The organism is Streptomyces sp. NPDC060232, from assembly GCF_042726555.1.
Taxonomy (GTDB): Bacteria; Actinomycetota; Actinomycetes; order Streptomycetales; family Streptomycetaceae; genus Streptomyces.
In genome coordinates, this window is record NZ_JBHXAG010000007.1 from 193,873 (window position 1) to 213,606 (window position 19,734).

Here is a 19,734-nt window from a genome sequence, read left to right on the forward strand (position 1 = left end):
CCCTATGCCCGCACGCTCAGTACTGGGGTAGCCCCGGTCGGCCGCGCTCGCGACGGACTCCTGGACGGCTCTCCTCGCCCCGCAGACCGCCCGCCCCTGACGGCCGTCCCGCGCGGGTCGGGCGGGGGCGGCGCTGCGTGCCGGTGCCGGTGCCGGTGCCAGTCAGAGGGGGCGGTAGACCGTGAGGGCGTCCGGGAGGGCGTCGAGGACGAGTTCGCTCGGGGCTTTGGCGTATTCGCCGTCGTAGGCGAGGGGGGTGCCCGGTGGGACGGAACCGATGCGCAGGCTGCGCAGGCGGGTGGCGGCGTGGACCGGGGACCGGCTCAGCGGGCCGGCGAAGGCGGCGGCCAGCAGTCGGGGGCCGGGCCGCCCGCCGCCGTAGACGAGGCGGAGGTCGAGCAGGCCCTCGCCGAGGCTGTCGCGGCGGCCGGGGGCGGGGCCGGTGCCGTGGTAGGTGCCGTTCCCGGCGAAGAGAAGCCATACGCTCCGGCTCCGCCCGGCCAGGCTCAGCCGTACGGGCCGCTCGGCGCGCAGGACCTTCCAGGCCGCCAGCAGCGCCGCCGGGCCGCCGCCGATGCGCGGGCCCCAGCGCAGCCGGTGGCGCAGCAGCTCCGGGTAGGCGCCGATGCTGAAGTTGTTCAGGAAGTAGCCGGGCTCTCCGTCGGGGCCCGGGGAGAAGCGGCCCACGCCGATGCGGACGGCTTCCCCGTGCTCCAGGGCCTCGCAGGTGCCCTCCGGGCCGATGAGGCCGAGGTCGAGCGCGAAGTGGTTGAGGGTGCCGCCGGGGAACACGGCCAGGGGCACGTCGGCCCGCAGCGCGGCGGTGGCCGCCGCGTTGATGGTGCCGTCGCCTCCGCACACCCCGAGGACGGTGGCGCGCGAGGCCGCCTCCGCCAGGGCGGGAAGCAGCTCCGCGCCCTCGCACTCGATCACCTCGGCCTCCGGGAGCCGGGTCCGCAGTAGGTCGGGCACAGTCGCGGCCGTGCCCGACCCGGTGTTGACCACCACCGTCAGCCCGGACCCGTCGGGCAGCGCCGGCACCCCGATGGCCTTCCGTTCGTCGCCCGGCACGGCCCGGGCCTCCCGCACGTCGCGCGCGAGCCGGCGTACGACGAAGGCGGCGGCCACGCCCAGCGCCGCGCCCGCCGCCACGTCCGAGGGGTAGTGGACACCGGTGTAGACGCGTGAGAAGGCCACAGCCGCGGCGACCGGCGCCAGGACGGCGCCCCAGCCCGGGGAGGCCAGGGCCACCCCGGCGGCGAAGGCGAACGCGGACGCCGAGTGCCCGGACGGGAAGGAGGTGGTCTGCGGCTGCACGGCCAGCTGCCGCACCGCGGGCACGCCCTCCAGCAGCGGCCGCGGACGGCGTACGGACCACTTGCCGACGGTGTTGATGGTCGAGGAGGCCAGCGCCAGTGAGGCCGCCCCGTGCAGGGCCGCCTTGCGTGCCCCGGCCGATCCGAAGACGGCGATGGCCGCGGCGGCCCCGCCCCACAGCACCCCGTGGTTCGCGGCCCGCCCGAGGCGCGGCAGCACGCGGTCGGCGCCGGGCCAGTGCCTGCGGGCCACGGCGTCGAACAGCCGGCGGTCCCACCGTGCCAGGGCGCCGGTCCAGGTCAGTTCTTGATCAACCATTTCCTGCCTCTACCCCGGATCCCGTACCGGAACCGTCACGGCGCTCCACCCCGGCCGCCCCTTGCGCGCCGGCCTCGTCCACCTTCCCGGTTGCCCCTTCTTCTCCTCCTGCTCCCCTTCTCCTCCTCCTACTCCTCCTCGCCTCCTACTCCTCCTCGTCGAGCGGGCGCTTGCGCAGCAGCAGGACGACCAGGCCGCCCAGTACGACCAGGCCCACCGCCAGGGAGGCGATGACGGGCGTGGCGGCCGAGCTGCCGCTGATCGCCAGCCGCTCCTCGTCGGGGGAGGCCATGGGGAGGGACGCCGACTGCGCGCCCAGCGCGACCGCGGCCGAACCCGACCCCGGGCCCGGGTCCGAGGCCGGGGTCGCTCCGGCCTCGGGCGGCGGGGGCGGCGGCCAGGCCGCCCGCGCCGTGGCAGCGGTCACCGACTCGCTGGAGCCGGCCACGATCTGCGCCTGGGCGGGGACGCCGCTGGTGAAGACCCGCCCGACCGGCACCCGGGTCGCCCCCTGGACGGTGACCGAGGCCGTCCCGTCGGGGGTGCCCGCCGGGACCTCGAAGTAGAGCCGGCTGCCGTTGACCGCCGTGGCCAGCGGCTGCCCCTGGGCGTCCACCACCCGCACTCCCATGGCCACGGCCTCAGCGTCCGGTACGACCGACACGCTCCGCGCCCCGGTACGCACGGTCACCGGGCCGAGCCGGGTGCCCACCGGTCCCGTCACGTCGCCGGGTTCCAGCCGCAGGGAGGCGGGCGGCTCCGGCATCTGTCCCGCCGCCCGCTGGAGGTAGTCGGCCAGCTTCTCGGCGGACGGGTCCGCCGCCTCGACCCGCACGCCGTCCGCGAGCCGCCAGATCGCCACCTGCGTCCCGGCCGCCGCGCTCTCCGCGGTGAGCGCGGCGGCTCCGGCCGCCTCGGCGAGCCCGGCCAGGTCGTTCAGCTGAGGGTAGGAGTGCTCCAGCACCCAGCGGATCCGGCCGGCCTGCCCGTTGCCCGCCAGCGGACTGCCGCTCCAGCCGCTCTCGGTGTACCGGGCCTGCGGCTGGGCGTTGCCCGCCACCCCCACCCCGTAGGTCTGGAGCATGCCGCCGCCGTCGACCCGCATCTCGTACAGACCGGCGGGAATCTGCCGCACCGATCCGTCGCCGGCGTGGAGGACCGCCTGCCCGTACGTCTTCAGCCCGTCCAGCACGGCGCTCGCGCCCTCCGGTGCGCGGGGTGCCATCGGGCCGGAGTCGGCTGCGGCCCGGGCGCCGGGCGCGGCGGCGAGGGCCGCGGCCAGCAGGGCGGCCGCGAGCGGCCGGCGCGCGGAGCCCCGTACCGCGGCGGCTGGTTCGAGCGGCGCGGGTACGGGAACGGGTGCTGGATCAGGATCGGGAGCAGAAGCGGGAGCAGAAGCAGGAGCGGAGGGTGCGGGAACGGCAATCGACACAGTCTTCCCCTTCGGGCCAAAGACCCAGGTGCCCGTGAGTACCGGGGAATCCTAACCGCCTCGAACACTCAGACCACCGCCGCCTTCTGAGTGTCCATCAGCGGATGATCGGTTCTCACCACCCGCCGGAACGCCGCCGTGCCGCGGTTCAGGTCGTGCCCGATGGCGGTCGCGTCGATCTCCGCGCCGAACCACCGGTTGCCCTCCCCGTCGGGCGGGTCCTCCCGCACCCGCAGCCGCCCGTGCACCACCAGCGGTTCGCCGACCGACACGGAACCTGCGAGGTTCACCGCGAGCGTGCGCCGCGCCCACACCGTGTAGAAGCTGGTGGCCCCGTCCGTCCAGGCCTCCTTGCGCCGGTCGAAGTACCGGGGCGTCACCGCGAACCGGAACCGCGCCGACGGACCGTTGACCGTCTCCTTGTAGTCGACCTGCGTCGCCACATACCCCACCAGCGTCACCTGGGTGTCGTACATCCCGGCCGCCCTCCCCCGTCGTCCCGGCCCGCACGGACCATCCGTACGGGCTACGAGCCATACTCCGCCCGGCGGCCGGTCCCCCGCTCCGGCCTGTGGACTACTGGCGGGTTGTGGACAACCGGCTCCCCCCTGCGGCGACCGTGGCGTACTGCTCCCGCACCTCCCGGTAGCGCAGCAGCTCCGCCGCCACCGGTTCGAGCACCCGGGCCCGTCCGCACCCGGCCGCCGCCTGCCGCAGCCTGCGCTCCGCGTCCTGCCCGTACCGGCGTGCCGGGCCCCGGGCCGCGATCGAGCAGGCCCATTCCACGAGCGGCCCGCCGATGATGCCCGCCACCATCAGCAGCACCGGCGGCATCAGCTCCGGCTCCAGGACCCCGACGATCTGCCCGACGAGCCACAGTCCGCCGAAGACCTGGAGCAGCGTCATGGCCGCCTGGCCCAGCACCGCCGCCGGCCACCACGCGGGCCGCGGCGGCTTGGCGTTCGGCACGGCGACCGCGCCCCCGACGGTCACCGCGATCTCGTCCAGCGCCTCGGGAAGCCCGTCGGCGCCGCGCACCGCCGCCTCGCGGACGGCCTGCGCCCACGGTTCGGGCAGGCCCGCGACCGCTTCGTCGGCGACGACGCGTACCGCCTGCTCCACCCGCTGACGTGCGGTCACCTCCTCCTCGACCGGCGCCTGCGCGACCGTCTGGCCGCGACCGCCGATCGCCGCCAGGGCCGCCAGCCCCGCCAGGGTGCGCGGCGCGCGCCGGTTCTCGTACCAGCGCCACAGCCGCAGCCACGGGGTCCCGCACGCCTTGCCCGCGTTGCGCCGCCAGGCCCGTTCCGCGGCGAGCCCGGCCGCGCTGGCCCCGACGGCCTCGGCGAGCCGGTCCTCGAACTCGGCGCGTGCCGTCTCCCCGATCTCGGGGCCGGGGCGCCCGTCGGCGACGTACAGCGGCCGCAGCCGGACGGCCGCGCGGTCCACGTCCGCCGAGATCCGCCGGGTCGCGGCGCCCTTCTCCTGCGTGAACTGTCCGAGGAGTTCGCGCAGCTCCCCGACGCCCTCGCCGGTCAGGGCGGACAGCCCGAGGACCGTGGCGCCGGGCTCACCGTGTTCGCCGAGCGCGATGCCGTCCTCGTCGAGGAGCCGGCGCAGGTCGTCCAGCACGAGGTCGGCGGCCTCGCCGGGCAGCCGGTCCACCTGGTTGAGCACGACGAAGGTGACCTCGGCGTGCCCGGCGAGCGGCCGCAGGTACCGCTCGTGCAGCACCGCGTCGGCGTACTTCTCCGGGTCCACGACCCACACCACGGCGTCGACGAGCGCCAGTACGCGGTCCACGTGGTCGCGGTGCGCGCCGACCGCCGAGTCGAGGTCCGGCAGATCGACGAGGACCATCCCGCGCAGCATCTCGGCCTCGGACGTCTCGCGGGGCCGGCGCCGCAGCCGCCCCGGGATCTCCAGCCGGTCCAGGAGCCCGGCGGCCCCGTCCGACCAGCTGCACGCGATGGGCGCGGCGGTGGTCGGGCGGCGCAGCCCGGTCTCGGAGATCTGCACCCCGGCGAGTGAATTGAAGAGCGTGGACTTGCCGCTTCCGGTCGCTCCGGCGATCGCGACGACCGTGTGCTGGGGCGAGAGCCCGCGGCGTGCGGCGGCCTCGTCCAGCACCCGTCCGGCCTCGGCGAGGGTCTTGCCGTCGAGCCGGGTCCGGGACAGCCCGACCAGCTGGCGCAGCGCGTCGAGGCGCTGGCGCAGGGCTCGGGCCTCGGGGCTGAGCGGGGGCGCGGACGACTTGCCGCCGTCGCTGCCGGCGCCGGAGACGGCCCGTACGAGCGCCTCGTCGCCCTCTTCGCCCGCCTCCGCGGCGTCCTCCTCGCCCGCGTCGGCGGGGCGGGGGCGGGAGCGCGCGATGAGCCCGTCGTCCCATCGGTCGTCGGTGCGGTCGGTCAGGGCGGTCACGGCGTCACCTCTCCTTCTGCAGTACGGACAGCGCGGCGATCAGTTCTGCCTGCGGTTCGGGGGTCACTTCGAGGGCTTCCAACGGGGCGAGGCGGCGGTCGCGTTCGCCGCGCAGCACCTCGTCGAGGTGGTCGCCGACCAGCTCCCCGCCCTTGTCGCGCAGTCGCAGGGCGGCCTGGGCGCCGATCCGCTCGGCGAGCTTCTCCCCGGCGGGCCGGGCTCGTCTGCCGCCGAGCAGCGCGGCGACGAGCAGGGCCGCGACGCCGTCGGCGTCGGGGGCGGGCTGCTTGTCGAGCCCGGCCACCTCCTCCTCGGCCAGTTCCTCCAGCACGCGGCGCCAGCGGCGTACGGCCATGCCGATACGTTCCGCCGCCTCCTTGTCGGGCGCGGGCACGACCAGGGCGCCGGAGGCCGGTTCGCGCCGCCACGCTTCGGCGATGCGCTCGTCGGCGGCGGCGACCGCGCACTGGAGCAGCGCGGCGAGGGATTCGGCGAGCGAGTCCAGCAGTTCGTCGGCGCTGGTGTCGAGGGGGTAGCCGCGCCAACGGGTCAGTGCGTCGCCGGCCAGGACGGCTCCGTGGTCGAGGCGGCTGCGGACCCTCTTGCCCTCGCGCCGGTACGCGTCCTCGACGGCGGAGGTCAGCCGTACGGCGGCGGCGTGCTGGGCGGCGACGGCGGAGGCGAGTTCGGGCATCCGGCGGCGCAGGGAGTCCAGAGCGCCGAGGGCCGTGCGCCCGACGGCGTACTGCCGGGCGGCGGGGTCCTGGGCGTGGTGGGCGAGCCAGGCGAACAGCGGGGCGACCGCACTGGCCGGGAGCAGCCCGCCGCCGCCGGCCGACTCGGGAAGCTCGGGGACGGTGAAACGCGGTACCTCGCCCAGCCCGGCCTTGGTGAGGAGGGCGCCGTACTGGCGGGAGACCTCGGCGAGCACCTGGTGCGGCACCCGGTCCAGGACGATGACGAGGGTGGCCTTGTACTGCTTGGCGGTGCGCAGCAGGTGCCAGGGGACGGCGTCCGCGTACCGCGAGGCGGTGGTGACCATCACCCATACGTCGGCGGCGCAGATGAGTTCGGCGGCGAGTGTCCGGTTCTCGACCACGAGGGAGTCGATGTCCGGGGCGTCGAGGATGGCGAGTCCGCGCGGCAGGGTGGAGGCGGTCTCGATCCGCATCTCGCGGGTCTCGTGGCCGCCCTGGGCGCCGGTGCGGCCGCGGCCGCGGCTCCGGGAGGCGGATGCGGGGGGCGTGTCGTCGTCCTCGTGCGGCACCCAGACCCGCATCAGGTCGGGCAGTACGCGCATCCCGGCGAACCAGTGGTGGTCGTCGGGGTGGCAGACGAGCACGGGTGTGCGGGTGGTCGGGCGCAGCACGCCGGCTTCGCTGACCTGGCGTCCGACGAGGGAGTTGACGAGGGTGGACTTACCGGCCCCGGTGGACCCGCCGACCACGGCGAGCAGGGGCGCCTCGGGCGCCTTCAGGCGCGGTACGAGGTAGTCGTCGAGCTGCGCGAGCAGCTCGGCTCTGGTCTGGCGGGCCCGTGGGGCGCCGGGCAGGGGCAACGGCAGACGTACGGACGCGACCCGGTCGCGCAGGGCGGACAGGGCATCGAGCAGCTGAGGCCGAACATCCAAGGTCACCACATGCGAAGAATGCCCAATTTAGGACCATTTTTGAAGCTTATACGCCCCCTGCGCGCCGAGCGCGACTCCAGTGGGACATTCTGGGCACGACGGACGAGTGGGGCGCAGGCATAACGAGTGCACAACACCCAGGGCGCCGCGGCGCAAAAGCGATGCGAGAATCGCACCTGCCTGCGATTATCGGGACCGCTTCACCGAACCTCCACATCGTGGCCCGCGAGTGAAGCAACCGGGACAAGGCGGCCGGAGCCCTATCCTTGACCCGGTACGGACCGAAGTCCCATCCCCACCAGGGCTTCCAGGCCCACCACGGCCACCTTCCGGCCCCCGTAGCTCAGTGGATAGAGCAGGTGCCTTCTAAGCACTTGGCCGCAGGTTCGAGTCCTGCCGGGGGCACATATTCTCCACCACCGAAGCCCTCCCTCCGCGGAGGGCTTTCGCGCAGGTGGCAGCCGTTCGGCAGGTCCGGCCGAGGCGCCACCCGGGGCCCGTGCGGGTGCGGTTCGGGCGCGGGCGACGGCCTTGCTCCAGACGCGCCGAAGGCCCTTTCTCCGCGGCGAGACGCACGGGTGGGACGGAGCGAAATCGGTGGACCGTTCACCCGAAGAGGCACCGCCCGGCGAGCGGGTTGCTCAGCGGGCCGAACACCGGGCCGGGCAGGGCTCCGCCGTCCCGCGGTGGCTGTCGACCGTCCACTGCTGCCCTTCTCCTCCCTGCCGTCCTTCCTGATCGCCGTGCCGACCGGGTGACTTCTGGACCCTGCCCACCGGTTTCCAGACCTTCTTCCTGGTCCGGCACCGGCTCGGGGAGGCGGGCATGCCGCGCCGGTACGCCGACCACCCGACGGCTGACGGCTGACGGCTGACGGCTGACGGCTGACGGCTGACGGCTGACGGCTGACGGCTGACGGCTGACGGCTGACGGCTCCTCAACACGTCTCCGCCGTCGGCTCCTTCGTCCTCGGCCTGCCCACGCCGCCCTTCCTCCGCAACGTCTGCCGGCCCCGCCGGTACGGGGCACCGGACCGCGGCGCTCTGCGTGTCCTTCGTCATGGCGAGCCTGGTCGCCTCCTCCCCCTGGCGCCGGTACCGGCGCCAGGGGGACCGAGATCCGGGAGGCCGCGCACGGCGCCCGGCGCGCGTCGCCGGCCCCGCCCCGGCCGCGTCCTCGTACGCCGGGGGCCGCGGCCGCTCCGCCCCGCTCCCGTACGAGGGCTGCGTACCGCTCACGCGGCGCGAGGGCCCGAGGCCCCGGTGGACGCAGCCACGGGGGCGGGCCGACTTGCGGGAAGCCGCGGTGTGGGGTTGCGTCGGAGGGAGAGGGGGCGTGGATTTCCGTCTCCCCTCAAGCTGGGGGTGAACCCCGTGTACTTCACCGACCGCGCGGACGCCGGCGAGCGGCTCGCCGAAGCCGTCCGCCATCTGGAGGGGGAGCGTCCCGTCGTCCTGGGCCTGCCCCGGGGCGGCGTCCCGGTGGCGTTTCCCGTGGCGCGGGCCCTCGGCGCCCCCCTCGACGTGATCGTGGTCCGCAAGCTCGGTGTCCCGTCCCACCGCGAACTCGGCTTCGGTGCCATCGGCGAGGGCGGCGTACGGGTCATCAGCGAGGACATCGTCCGCACCAGCCGGGTCACGCGCGAGGACCTGGAGGCGGTCGAGCACGCCGAGGCAGCGGAGCTCGCCCGGCAGGCCCGCAGGTTCCGCGGCGACCGCCCCCGGGTGGCCCTCGACGGCCGGACGGTGATCGTGGTGGACGACGGGATCGCCACCGGCGCCACGGCCGCCGCCGCGTGCGAGGTCGCGCGGGCGCAGGGCGCGGCCCGGGTGGTGCTGGCCGTCCCGGTGGCGCCGCCCGACGCGGTCGCCCGGCTGCGCGGCGCGGCCGACGAGGTGGTGTGCCTGTTCTCGCCGCCCGCCTTCCGGGCTGTCGGCGAGTGGTACCGGGACTTCTCCCAGACCCCCGACGAGGAGGTCGTCTCCCTGCTGGCGCGGGCGGCGGCCGACCCCGCCTCCGGGCGGTCGCCGCGGGCCGAGGCGGTCGAGGTGGACGCCGCCGGCCTTCCCCTGGCCGGGGACCTCGCGCTACCGGAGGGCGCCGGGGCGGTCGTGATGTTCGCCCACGGCTCCGGCAGCAGCCGCCGCAGCCCGCGCAACCGGGCCGTCGCGGCGGACCTGAACCGGGCGGGCCTGGGCACCCTGCTCTTCGACCTGCTGACGCCCGCCGAGGAGGCCCACCGGGCCAACGTCTTCGACATCGAGACCCTCGCCGGCCGGCTCACGGACGCCACCGCCTGGCTGCGCCGGCGCACCTCTCTCCCGGTCGGCTACTTCGGCGCGAGCACCGGGGCCGCAGCCGCGCTCTGGGCCGCGTCCGCCGCCGACGCGGACGTCGGCGCCGTCGTCTCCCGCGGCGGTCGGCCCGATCTCGCCGGACCCCGGCTGGCCGCCGTACGGGCCCCCACCCTGCTCGTCGTCGGCGGCGACGACACCACCGTGCTCGATCTCAACCGGCGGGCGCAGCGCGAGCTGCGCTGCGAGAACCGGCTGCTGGTCGTCGAGGGAGCCACGCACCTCTTCGAGGAGCCGGGCGCCCTGGAGGAGGTCTCCGCCCTGGCCCGCGCCTGGTTCGCCCGGCACCTGGAGGGGCGCTAGGGGTGACGACGTGCCGCCGGGGCCGGTGCGCGCGACCATGGGGAGATGGAGCAGGCGTCCGTAGGGGATGTCAGCGGCCCGGCGCGCACCGCCCCGGCCGGCGAGGGCATCGGCCAGGAGGAGCTGGCGCTCGCGGCCCGTAACCACGGCCTGCCGCTGGAGGCCCTGCGCTACGAGGTCACCCCGCCCGGGCTGCACTACGTCCTGGTCCACTACGACATCCCCGCCGCCGACGCGGACGGCTGGACCCTGACCGTGGGCGGCCGGGTCCGTACGCCGCTGTCGCTGACCCTCGACGCCCTGCGCGCGTTCCCCGCCGTCACCCACCGCGTCACCATGGAGTGCGCGGGCAACGGCCGGGCGCGCCTGTCGCCCCGCCCGGTCAGCCAGCCGTGGCTGGTCGAGGCGGTGGGCACCGCCGACTGGACCGGGGTCCCACTGGGTCTCGTCCTGGACGGGGCCGGGGTGCGGTCCGACGCCGTCGAAGCCGTGTTCACCGGAGCCGACCACGGTGTGGAGCGGGGCGTGGAGCAGGACTACCGGCGCAGCCTGCCGCTGCCGTACGCGACCGGGGAGGACTCCGGCGTACTGATCGCCTACGCCATGAACGGCCTGCCCCTGCCGCCGCAGCACGGGTACCCGCTGCGGCTGGTCGTCCCCGGCTGGTACGGCATGGCACACGTCAAATGGCTGCGTGACATCACGCTCGTCGACGCGCCCTTCACCGGCTTCCAGCAGTCCGTGGCGTACCGCTACCGGTCGTCGGCCGATGATCCGGACGATCCCGGCGAGCCGGTGACCCGGATCGCACCGCGCGCCCTGATGGCCCCGCCGGGCTTCCCGGACTTCATGTCGCGCACCCGCGTCGTGCCACCCGGCCCCGTACGGCTGCACGGGCGGGCATGGTCCGGTCGCGGGGCCGTCGCCCGGGTGGAGGTGAGTGCCGACGACGGCCTGACCTGGACCCCGGCCGAGGTGGCGTCGCCGCAGCCGCATCCGTGGGCCTGGCAGGCCTGGAGCTGTACCTGGACCGCCGCGCCGGGCCGCCACACGCTCGCGGTCCGCGCCACGGACACCGAGGGGCGTACCCAGCCCCTCGAACAGCGGTGGAACCAGGGCGGTTTCGGCAACAACGAGGTGCAGCGGGTGGCCGTGCTCTGCCTGTGATCTGCGCGGACGCGGCCCAGGTGTGCCGCTGGCGCTGTGGCCGGAAAGGTGAAGTTTCGCGGTCACGGCATCAGGAGACGCCGAGGATCCTGACCGCCTGGTAGTACGTCCACGCGGCGCCGTCGCACGACCGCTTGCGGCTGCCCGTGTAGCGGGCGCACACCCGCTCCAGGTCGGCGTGGAACGCCTCGTCGAGCCGGGCCTTGGCGGCCGGGAACACTCCTGCCGCCCGGTGGTTGCGGTAGCCGAAGTCGTGGCGGGCGCAGGCCGCCGCGAAGGGGAAGCCGAAGGGGTTGTCCGGGGAGGTGGTGCACTGGTCGGTCGACCAGTCGAAGCCGTACGCGACCCAGGCGGCGCGGTGCTCGCGCGCGTCGGCCCAGGCCTCGTAACTGGCGGCGCTGGGTTGTGTCCAGCGGCTCAGCACCTGCGGCTTGTCGGCCGGGACCTCGGGCGCGGCCCAGGCCGCGGGTGCGAGGGCGAGCACCGCGGTGGCGGTGGCGGTGGCGAGTGCGGGGAGGAGGCGGCGACGGCGCATGGGGGTCCTCGGGAGCCGGGCGGACGGTCACCCGGCCAACGGAGTGGAGCACCGGCCGGTTACTGCGCGTGGCCCGGCCATGACCGCAGACCCTCCCAGGTATGACGCCGTGTGAGACCTGCGGCCAACACACGGTTCGTTCTGAGGAAGGACGCGCGAGGCGGTCATCCCGGCCGAGACTGAAAGGCATGAACCGCCGTCCGCTCGTCATCGCCGCCGCCACCGTGGGAGTCCTCGCCACCGCCGCCTTCGCCCTGCCGAACCTGCCGCCCAACCCGGTCACGGACACGATCGACCACCGGGTGTTCAAGGAGAAGGGCAAGCGCTTCGCCACCGCGGCCGACGCCCCGGCGCGCGCGGGAGCCACCTTCGCGCTTCCCTCCTGGATACCCAAGGACGCCACCGACGTCCGCATACGGGTGCGCACCACCGGGGCAGCCCGGCTGATCCGGTTCGACCTCGGCAGGACCCCGCTGGACGGCCCGCGCTGCACGGCGGGCACACCTAAACGGCAGGACGCCCCGGACCTGCGCGCCAGATGGTGGCCGCGCACCGTGCGGGCCGAAGTCCGCACCGAGTGCCGGGACTTCCACCAGTACCAGGTCGCGGTGCGCGGCAAGCGGGTCTACGCCTGGACGGACGGCACCCCGTCCCCGCAGGCCCAGGGTTAGGTCCTGTCGTCAAAGGAGCGCCGTGCGGCCCGCGGTGTCCGGCGCGGTGCATCGCAAGGCGGAGGGGCGCCCGAGTACTGGACGTACGGGGGCGCCCCGTAACGCGGCGAGGTGCCGTGCCCGGCGCCGTGACCCGGTGAACCTTTACGGTCTCAGCACTAGCCACGCCCTCGCCACCAGCCGCGCGCGTTATCGTGACCGCCATGGACATCCGCCGGGCCCTCACACCCACCGAGCTCTCGGCCGCCGAGTCCCTCTTCGACGGGCCCGCCCGCGAGGAGTGGTCCGAGCGCTTCCTCGCCTCCCCCGGGCACCTGATGCTCATCGCGTACGTCGACGGCGTGCCCGCCGGGATGGTCTCCGGCATCGAGATGGTCCACCCCGACAAGGGGACGGAGATGTGCCTCTACGAACTGTCCGTGGACGACGGCTACCGGCGCCGCGGGATCGGCCGCGCCCTGACCCTGGCCCTCGCGGACGAGGCGAAGGCGCGCGGCTGCTACGGCATGTGGGTGGGCGTCGACACCGACAACGAGGCCGCCCTGGCCACCTACGACGCCGCCGGGGCACGCGACGAGGGCGTGTTCTCGATGCGCGGCTGGCCGATCGATTCCTGATCCGTCCGGGCCACCGCCGGCCCACCGCCGGGCCGGGCCCGGTGATACCCCGCGCGGCGGCGTGTCGTGCGGCCACTCGGCGCACCCTCCGCGCGCCCGTACGGCCGCTCGCCGAGCATCGGCCGCATGACCCCCTTCGCTCCACTGGTCCCCGCCGCCGCGCTGCTGGCGGCAGCCGCCACAGCCATCGCCCCGCCACCGGACCGCCCCACCCCCGCCGTCGCCGCGGCCGCCGATAGCGCCGTCGCCCCGTACGTCGTCGTCCTCAAGGACACCGTCTCGCGCGCCTGGGCCCGCGCCCTGGCCGCCGAGGCCGCGCAGTCCGGTGACGAGATCGGTCCCGTCTACGAGGCCGCCCTCGACGGCTTCGCCGTCCGCACCACCGCCGCGCGGGCCGCCGCCCTGGCCGCCGACCCCCGGGTGGCCTCCGTGGAACCGGACACGGTCTTCCGCACCACCGGCACCGCCGACAGGCCGCAGGCCCAGCCGCAGGCGCCCGCCCCCTGGGCCCTCGACCGGATCGACCAGCGCGAACTCCCGCTCGACGGCTCGTACACGTACGCCACGAAGGCCGAGGGCGTCACCGTCTACATCCTCGACACCGGGATCAACACCCGCCACCGGGAGTTCGGCGGCCGCGCCCGGGCCGGGCACAACGCGGTGTTCCTGGAGGGCTCCCGGGACTGCAACGGCCACGGCACGCACGTCGCGGGGACCGTGGGCGGGGAGACGTACGGGGTCGCCAAGGGCGTCTCCCTCGTCTCCGTGAAGGTGGCCGACTGCCGCGGCGACGGACGCCTGTCGGCCATGCTCAAGGGTCTCGACTGGCTGGTGAAGGACGCCGGCCGCACCCCGGGCACCCCGGCCGTGGCGAACATGAGCATGGGCGGCAGCCGCAGCCGCGCCCTCGACGCCGCCGTACTGCGGATCGTGTCCTCCGGGATCACCTTCGTCGCGGCCGCCGGCAACGACGGCAGGAACGCCTGCGGCGGATCCCCGGCCTCCGTCCCGCAGGCCGTCACCGTCGGCGCGACCGACGCCGCGGACCGCCGGGCACCGTTCTCCAACCACGGCTCCTGCGTCGACCTGTTCGCGCCGGGCGTGGCCGTCACCTCCGCCGGGAAGGACTCCGCCACCGGCACCGCCCGCTCCTCCGGCACCTCGATGGCCGCCCCGCACGTGGCGGGGGCCGCCGCGCTGCTCCTGGCCGGCGGTACGGCGCGCACCCCGGCGCAGGTGTCCCAGGCGCTGGTGCGCGACGCCGTACCCGGCCGGATCACCGGACTTCCGGCCGGCACCCCGAACCTGCTACTGCACATCCCCGCCACCGCCGCCCGCCCGTCGTGAAAGCGGCCGCAGGCGGCCAGACATGGCCCAACAGGGCCGGATAGGGCCTGGCCCGACAGCCGGACCGGGCCGCGCCTCCCCCACCCCGACCGGTCGATATCCGATGGGCCATCAGCCTCTCTCTGATGGCCCATCAATTTCTGTGCGCTTCGCGCGAAGGCAAGTCATTGACTTCTCATCACCGTGACGCGTCAATATCGGCCACCGCACCGGCTCGGCCTCCCCACACAAGCGGGTGGGGGGAGGGTTCGTCATGACGAAGGAGTCGCGACCCAGTGAGTACGAGAACGCATCGACGCAGAGTGCTGGCAGGGGCAGGGGCCCTGTCGCTGGCCCTCACCGGCGCAGTGGCGGGCCTGGCGGGCCCCGCGCAGGCCGCGACCAAGACCACGGCCGTCTTCGAGAACTGCGACGCCCCGGCGCCGCAGCCGGACGGATCGGGCAACCAGGACTGGACGGTCACGCTGCCCGACGGCGCCAAGGCGGGCGACGTCGTCCCGATCACGATCGACCCGGGGGCGAGCCCGCTGATCCCCTCGTTCTCCGTCACGACGGTGAACACGTCCAAGATCACCCTCAAGGTCGGCGCCACCACCCAGGTCGTCACCAGTCCGCCGGAGACCGTGTCCGTCGTGGCCGGGCAGCCGCTCGACCCCAAGGCGTTCTCCGGCACCATCAGGATCCCGGACGGCACCGAGGGCACGACCGTCCAGGTCGCCCTCGACCTCGCGGTGACCGACGCGGACCTCTCCGGTTCGGTGTTCACCACCACCTGTACCCCGGCGCCCCGCCCGAGCGCCTCACTCGGCTCGGTCGCGGTCGAGGCCCTGCCCAAGGACCCGGTCACCACGAAGCTGACGCCCAACAGCGGTCCGGCGGGCACCGCCGTCGTCGTGAACGGCGCCAACTTCCCGGCCGGTCCGGTCACCTGCTCCGCGCTGCTCGCCGGGGCGGCGACCGGTGACACCGGCACCGGCACGGCCGACGCGTCCGGCGCCGCGACCTGCGACATCACGGTCACCAAGAAGGCCGACACGATCAGGATCGACGGTTCGATCACCCCGTACAAGGCCTTCGTGTTCATGGAGGACCAGCCGGGCGTGAAGAACCCGGTCGACGTCGAGGTCCTTCCAGGACCGCTGGCCCTGGGCCCGAAGGACGGCCAGCCGGCCGTCAGCTTCGGCGCGGTCACCATCAACGGCAAGGCCCAGTCGGTGGTCGGCGTCTTCAACGCCGCGACCGTCCAGGACTTCCGCGGCGGCTCGCTCGGCTGGGACGTGACGGCGACACGGACTCCGTTCCTGAACCAGACCACCGGCCACTCGATGCCGACGGCGCAGATCGGCATCCAGCCGTCCTGCACCGTGACCAACCCGGACAGCCCCAGCACCTGCACCGCCGGCACGCCCGGCGCGATCTCCGACGTCCCGATGATGGTGGCCTCCCAGGCCGCCGGGGGCGACGAACTGACCGGCGGTGAGTTCGCCGTCGGAGGCGCCGGGATGATCCAGCTCCCGCCCTTCATGTTCGCCGACACCTACCAGACGGTCGTCACCTTCTCGATCTCCTGACCCGCACCACCGCACCACCGCACGGCTGCACCACCGCACGGCTGCACAGCTGCACAGCCGTTCCCCCAGGGTGGTGCGGCGCTCCGGCGCCGCACCACCTCTTCCCCTGTCCGCGCCGCCTGGAGACCGCCCATGCGCACCCGCAGCAGTACGCGTAACCGCACCCGCACCTCCCCGTACGGTCTGCTCCTCGGCCTGCTGACGCTGTGCGCGGGCCTGCTGCCGGCCGGCCCGGCGGCGGCCGCGGACAACGGCACGTGGGGAGTGTTCCCGACGCCCGCGGCCGGCGCGGCCACGACGGACCGCGCGTACTTCTTCCACCAGGGCGCGGCCGGGACCACCCTCACCGACAGCGTGACGGTCCTGAACTCCTCCGACCGGGAACTGACGTTCCAGGTCTTCGCCACCGACGCCGTGAACACCCCGGCCGGCGGCGCCTTCGCGCTGCTGCCGGTGGAGACGAAGCCCAGGGACGTCGGGGCGTGGATCGCGCTGGCTCCGGAGACGGCGGGCACCGTCACCGTGCCGGCCAGGGGCCGCAAGGACATCCCCTTCACCGTGAAGGTCCCCGCGGACGCGACGCCGGGTGACCACGTGGGCGGGATCGTGGCCCTCGGCACCGCCGTGGAGGGCGTGCAGCAGGACGGCAAGGTCCAGGTCGGGGTGAAGCGTTCGGTGGGCGCCCGCCTGTACTTCCGGGTGCCCGGGCCGGTCACTGCCGGGCTGAGCGTGGAGGACGTGCGGGTCAGCCGGTCCGCCCCGCTGCTGCCCTGGGTGAAGGACGCCCGCGCCACCGTCTCGTACACGCTGGTCAACCGCGGCAACGTGGTGGTCGGGCCCAAGGTGGCGATCTCCGCGCAGGGGCTGTTCGGGCGCCGGGTGCTGGACCGGCCGGGACGTGAACTGAAGCCGGCCCTGCTGCCGGGCCAGCGGATCGAGCTGACCGAACCGTGGCCGGACGCCCCTCAGTCGGACTGGGTGACCGTCACGATCACGGCGGGCGCGGCGGACCACCCCGATCTCGTCTCCCGGTCCGAGACCGACTTCGTCGCCGTGCCCTGGCCCGCCGCGGGTCTGCTGCTGGTGCTGGCGGGCGCGGGCGCCACCGTGTGGGTGCTGCGCCGGCGCCGTCGCGCCGAGAGCGAACAGGATAAATCCGTCCTGGACTTGGCTGGAACGCGCTGACCGGCGAGGGTGTCCCCGAGTGACGGTATTCGGCCATCACCGGCTCAGGGCCGCCATCGACTCAGGGCCATCACCCGCTCAAGGGGGGACACCTGTGAGGGAACGACAGCACGGCGACGCGGCCAAGGGCACGGGGCTGCTGACCCGCATCGAGCGGGCCCTGGGCACCGGCACCGCCGCCTACCTGCCCGGCGACGGCTGGATCCGCCTCACCCTCCCGCTCGACGACGGCGACCCGGCCCCCGTCACCGTGGACGTGATCGCGGACACGGCGCGGGCACCGCGGGGGATCGTGTACCTGCTGCCCGGCGGCGGCCTGAACTTCGCGGCGGAATTCTTCACCCCCGGCGGCCGGGGCGACCACAACCTCGCCCACGAGCTGCGCCGCCGGGGCCTGCTCGTCGTCGGTGTCACCCCGCGCGAGGACGCCGCCGCGGCTGCCGACGTCTGCGCCGAGTGGGGGCTGGAGGCGCACCGCCGGGACCTGGCCGTGGTGGTGGGCGCGTTGGATTCCGTACTGGGGCTGCCCTACCAGTACGCCGGGCACTCGGCCGGGGCGGCCCTGGCGCTGGACGCGGCCTCGTACGACGTCTCGCCCCGGCTGCGCCGGGTCGTGGCCCTGGACACGACCGGGCCGTACACGGGGGACCTCGCGCTGCGGGCGGCCGACACCCGGGACGCGTACGCCACCCGGCTCGCGCAGGGCGTTCCCTTCGTCGATCCGGGCCTCGCGGCCGTGATCGCCAAGGCGGTGGCCGATCCGGACGGCGTCTCCCCGGCGCCCTGGCCGCCGGACCCGACCCGGCGTTTCACCAACGCCGGGCTGGCCCACTTCGCGCTGATCCGCACGGCCGCCCTGCCGGGGCCGGCGAACTGGATCTACAACCGGGGCCACGGCGCCGGGACCTACACCTTCGGCGCCGCCCCCGCCGAGGACCGCTTCGAGCTGACCCGCACCCCGGCGGCCACCTGGCACGCCGCGACCTCGGCCCTCGGCAGCGGGCTCCTGCCCGCGGCGCTGATGCGGGATCTCGCCGCGGTCTGGGCGGGCGACGACGCGACGTACAAGATCGCCTGGGACCGCGTCACCGCCGAGGTGGTGTGGGTCAACACCGAGCTGGGCCGCGGCGACCACCCGCGCGGCGCGGAGCTGATCCGCGCGGGCGGCAACGAGCGCGTCTCCTTCACCGTGGTCCCCGGCTACGGCCACGGCGACGCGCTCTGGGCCACCGCGGCGGCGTCGGACGTCTGGTCGCGGTTCTGACCCCGCCCGGAACGGCGCCCGCCCCCGCGGTGAGGCTCGGGCGGGGGGGCGGGTCGGTCCGGGCCTACGCGGCGCGCGGCCGGCGGTTGACCGGTCAGTGGTTGCGGGGGAAGCCCAGGTCCACGCCGGCGGGGGCGTCCGACGGGTCGGGCCAGCGGGTCGTCACGACCTTGCCCCGGGTGTAGAAGTGGATGCCGTCGTTGCCGTAGACGTGGTGGTCGCCGAAGAGCGAGTCCTTCCAGCCTCCGAAGGAGTGGTAGCCCACCGGCACCGGGATCGGGACGTTGACGCCGACCATGCCCGCCTCGATCTCCAGCTGGAAGCGGCGGGCGGCGCCGCCGTCGCGAGTGAAGATCGCGGTGCCGTTGCCGAACGGCGAGGCGTTGATGAGGGCCACGCCCTCCTCGTAGGTCTCCGCGCGCAGGACGCACAGCACCGGGCCGAAGATCTCGTCGCGGTAGGCGTCGGAGTCGGTGCGCACGTTGTCGAGCAGCGACAGGCCGATCCAGTGGCCGTTCTCGTTGCCCTCGACCGTGTACCCGGTGCCGTCCAGGACCACGTCGGCGCCCTGGGCGGCGGCGCCCCGGACGTACGAGGCGACCTTGTCGCGGTGGGCGGCCGTGATCAGCGGGCCCATCTCGGAGGTCGGGTCGTTGCCGGGGCCGATCTTGATCTTCTCGGCGCGCTCGCGGATCTTGTCGACCAGCGCGTCGGCGATAGAGCCGACGGCCACGACGGCGGAGATCGCCATGCAGCGCTCACCGGCCGAGCCGTAGGCGGCGGAGACGGCCGCGTCGGCGGCGGCGTCCAGGTCGGCGTCGGGCAGGACCAGCATGTGGTTCTTGGCGCCGCCGAGCGCCTGGACGCGCTTGCCGTTGGCGGAGGCGGTGGTGTGGATGTGGCGGGCGATCGGGGTGGAGCCGACGAAGGAGACGGCGGCGATGTCGGGGTGGGCGAGCAGCGCGTCGACGGCGACCTTGTCGCCGTGGACCACGTTCAGCACGCCCGCCGGCAGACCGGCCTCGGTCATCAGCTCGGCCAGCTTGTTGGACGCCGACGGGTCCTTCTCGCTCGGCTTGAGGACGAAGGTGTTGCCGCAGGCGATGGCCAGCGGGAACATCCACATCGGGACCATCGCCGGGAAGTTGAAGGGCGTGATGCCCGCGACGACGCCCAGCGGCTGGCGGATCGCGGACACGTCGACCCGGTTGGACACCGACGTCGACAGCTCGCCCTTGAGCTGCGTGGTGATCCCGCAGGCCAGCTCGACGATCTCCAGGCCGCGCGCGACCTCGCCCAGCGCGTCCGAGTGGACCTTGCCGTGCTCGGCGGTGATCAGCTCGGCGACGGCGTCGCGGTTGGCGTCGAGCAGGGCCCGGTAGGCGAAGAGCACCTTGGTGCGGGCGGCCAGCGAGGACTGGCCCCAGGACAGGAAGGCCTCCTTCGCGACCTGTACCGCGGCGTCGACCTCCTCGGCCGACGCGAGCGCGACCTGCGTGGTGACCTCGCCGGTGGCCGGGTCGGTGACCGGGCCGTAGTTGCCCGACGCGCCCTCGACGGTCTTGCCACCGATCCAGTGGTTGACGGTCTTCATGCCTATTG

Annotated in this window: 15 protein-coding genes and 1 tRNA gene; 9 read left to right on the forward strand and 7 right to left on the reverse strand. The window is 74.7% G+C overall.

Annotated features, from left to right (window positions below; genetic code table 11):
- Positions 1 to 162: 162 nt before the first annotated feature.
- The 5 genes from ACFWFZ_RS13370 to ACFWFZ_RS13390 all read right to left on the reverse strand — a co-directional run bounded on the left by ACFWFZ_RS13370 (position 163) and on the right by ACFWFZ_RS13390 (position 7,118).
- The gene (locus tag ACFWFZ_RS13370) at positions 163 to 1,635 is read right to left on the reverse strand and encodes a bifunctional phosphatase PAP2/diacylglycerol kinase family protein (protein ID WP_387121096.1); all 1,473 of its coding nucleotides are present in this window, start codon (positions 1,633 to 1,635) and stop codon (positions 163 to 165) included.
- A 145-nt stretch (positions 1,636 to 1,780) separates the two neighbouring features.
- On the reverse strand, positions 1,781 to 3,067 hold the full coding sequence (locus ACFWFZ_RS13375) for a thioester domain-containing protein (RefSeq protein ID WP_387121098.1): 1,287 nt from the start codon (positions 3,065 to 3,067) through the stop codon (positions 1,781 to 1,783).
- Positions 3,068 to 3,135: 68 nt separating this feature from the next.
- Entirely contained in the window at positions 3,136 to 3,543 is a 408-nt protein-coding gene (locus tag ACFWFZ_RS13380; RefSeq protein ID WP_387121101.1) for a single-stranded DNA-binding protein, read from the reverse strand.
- A 100-nt stretch (positions 3,544 to 3,643) separates the two neighbouring features.
- Positions 3,644 to 5,488, reverse strand: coding sequence for a GTPase (locus ACFWFZ_RS13385; protein ID WP_387121104.1), 1,845 nt, complete (start codon positions 5,486 to 5,488; stop codon positions 3,644 to 3,646).
- Positions 5,489 to 5,492: 4 nt separating this feature from the next.
- On the reverse strand, positions 5,493 to 7,118 hold the full coding sequence (locus ACFWFZ_RS13390; protein WP_387121335.1) for a dynamin family protein: 1,626 nt from the start codon (positions 7,116 to 7,118) through the stop codon (positions 5,493 to 5,495).
- A 332-nt stretch (positions 7,119 to 7,450) separates the two neighbouring features.
- Here ACFWFZ_RS13390 and ACFWFZ_RS13395 point away from each other — a divergent pair.
- The 3 genes from ACFWFZ_RS13395 (at position 7,451) to ACFWFZ_RS13405 (ending at position 10,942) form a co-directional block, all read left to right on the forward strand.
- Positions 7,451 to 7,523: transfer RNA gene (locus tag ACFWFZ_RS13395), tRNA-Arg, on the forward strand.
- Positions 7,524 to 8,491: 968 nt separating this feature from the next.
- A complete protein-coding gene (locus ACFWFZ_RS13400; protein ID WP_387121107.1) occupies positions 8,492 to 9,775 on the forward strand; it encodes a phosphoribosyltransferase family protein in 1,284 nt (427 codons plus the stop codon).
- Between the two features lie 45 nt (positions 9,776 to 9,820).
- Positions 9,821 to 10,942 carry a sulfite oxidase gene (locus ACFWFZ_RS13405; protein WP_387121110.1) on the forward strand — a complete coding sequence of 374 codons (1,122 nt, stop codon included), beginning with the start codon at positions 9,821 to 9,823 and terminating at the stop codon, positions 10,940 to 10,942.
- A gap of 70 nt (positions 10,943 to 11,012) precedes the next feature.
- Here ACFWFZ_RS13405 and ACFWFZ_RS13410 read toward each other — a convergent pair whose 3' ends face one another.
- Positions 11,013 to 11,477, reverse strand: a complete 465-nt coding sequence (locus ACFWFZ_RS13410) for a phospholipase (protein ID WP_387121113.1) — start codon at positions 11,475 to 11,477, stop codon at positions 11,013 to 11,015.
- Between the two features lie 188 nt (positions 11,478 to 11,665).
- Between ACFWFZ_RS13410 and ACFWFZ_RS13415 the strand changes: the two genes are divergently transcribed.
- The 6 genes from ACFWFZ_RS13415 (at position 11,666) to ACFWFZ_RS13440 (ending at position 18,132) form a co-directional block, all read left to right on the forward strand.
- A complete protein-coding gene (locus tag ACFWFZ_RS13415; protein ID WP_387121116.1) occupies positions 11,666 to 12,148 on the forward strand; it encodes a hypothetical protein in 483 nt (160 codons plus the stop codon).
- 203 nt (positions 12,149 to 12,351) lie between these two features.
- A complete protein-coding gene (locus ACFWFZ_RS13420) occupies positions 12,352 to 12,765 on the forward strand; it encodes a GNAT family N-acetyltransferase (protein WP_387121119.1) in 414 nt (137 codons plus the stop codon).
- A gap of 126 nt (positions 12,766 to 12,891) precedes the next feature.
- On the forward strand, positions 12,892 to 14,112 hold the full coding sequence (locus tag ACFWFZ_RS13425) for a S8 family peptidase (protein WP_387121122.1): 1,221 nt from the start codon (positions 12,892 to 12,894) through the stop codon (positions 14,110 to 14,112).
- Positions 14,113 to 14,387: 275 nt separating this feature from the next.
- Positions 14,388 to 15,683 carry a hypothetical protein gene (locus ACFWFZ_RS13430; RefSeq protein WP_387121125.1) on the forward strand — a complete coding sequence of 432 codons (1,296 nt, stop codon included), beginning with the start codon at positions 14,388 to 14,390 and terminating at the stop codon, positions 15,681 to 15,683.
- 132 nt (positions 15,684 to 15,815) lie between these two features.
- Positions 15,816 to 16,868 carry a WxL protein peptidoglycan domain-containing protein gene (locus ACFWFZ_RS13435; protein WP_387121127.1) on the forward strand — a complete coding sequence of 351 codons (1,053 nt, stop codon included), beginning with the start codon at positions 15,816 to 15,818 and terminating at the stop codon, positions 16,866 to 16,868.
- A gap of 94 nt (positions 16,869 to 16,962) precedes the next feature.
- Entirely contained in the window at positions 16,963 to 18,132 is a 1,170-nt protein-coding gene (locus ACFWFZ_RS13440) for a hypothetical protein (protein WP_387121130.1), read from the forward strand.
- Positions 18,133 to 18,226: 94 nt separating this feature from the next.
- On the opposite strand, the gene ACFWFZ_RS13445 is transcribed toward ACFWFZ_RS13440, so the two are convergent.
- Positions 18,227 to 19,726, reverse strand: coding sequence for a CoA-acylating methylmalonate-semialdehyde dehydrogenase (locus ACFWFZ_RS13445; RefSeq protein ID WP_387121133.1), 1,500 nt, complete (start codon positions 19,724 to 19,726; stop codon positions 18,227 to 18,229).
- Positions 19,727 to 19,734: the final 8 nt, after the last annotated feature.

Coding starts and splice junctions, on each gene's coding strand:
- ACFWFZ_RS13370 (WP_387121096.1), bottom strand. CDS start 1,635: ATGGTTGATCAAGAACTGACCTGGACCGGCGCCCTGGCACGGTGGGAC.
- ACFWFZ_RS13445 (WP_387121133.1), bottom strand. CDS start 19,726: ATGAAGACCGTCAACCACTGGATCGGTGGCAAGACCGTCGAGGGCGCG.
- ACFWFZ_RS13435 (WP_387121127.1), top strand. CDS start 15,816: ATGCGCACCCGCAGCAGTACGCGTAACCGCACCCGCACCTCCCCGTAC.
- ACFWFZ_RS13405 (WP_387121110.1), top strand. CDS start 9,821: ATGGAGCAGGCGTCCGTAGGGGATGTCAGCGGCCCGGCGCGCACCGCC.
- ACFWFZ_RS13380 (WP_387121101.1), bottom strand. CDS start 3,543: ATGTACGACACCCAGGTGACGCTGGTGGGGTATGTGGCGACGCAGGTC.
- ACFWFZ_RS13415 (WP_387121116.1), top strand. CDS start 11,666: ATGAACCGCCGTCCGCTCGTCATCGCCGCCGCCACCGTGGGAGTCCTC.
- ACFWFZ_RS13420 (WP_387121119.1), top strand. CDS start 12,352: ATGGACATCCGCCGGGCCCTCACACCCACCGAGCTCTCGGCCGCCGAG.
- ACFWFZ_RS13410 (WP_387121113.1), bottom strand. CDS start 11,477: ATGCGCCGTCGCCGCCTCCTCCCCGCACTCGCCACCGCCACCGCCACC.
- ACFWFZ_RS13425 (WP_387121122.1), top strand. CDS start 12,892: ATGACCCCCTTCGCTCCACTGGTCCCCGCCGCCGCGCTGCTGGCGGCA.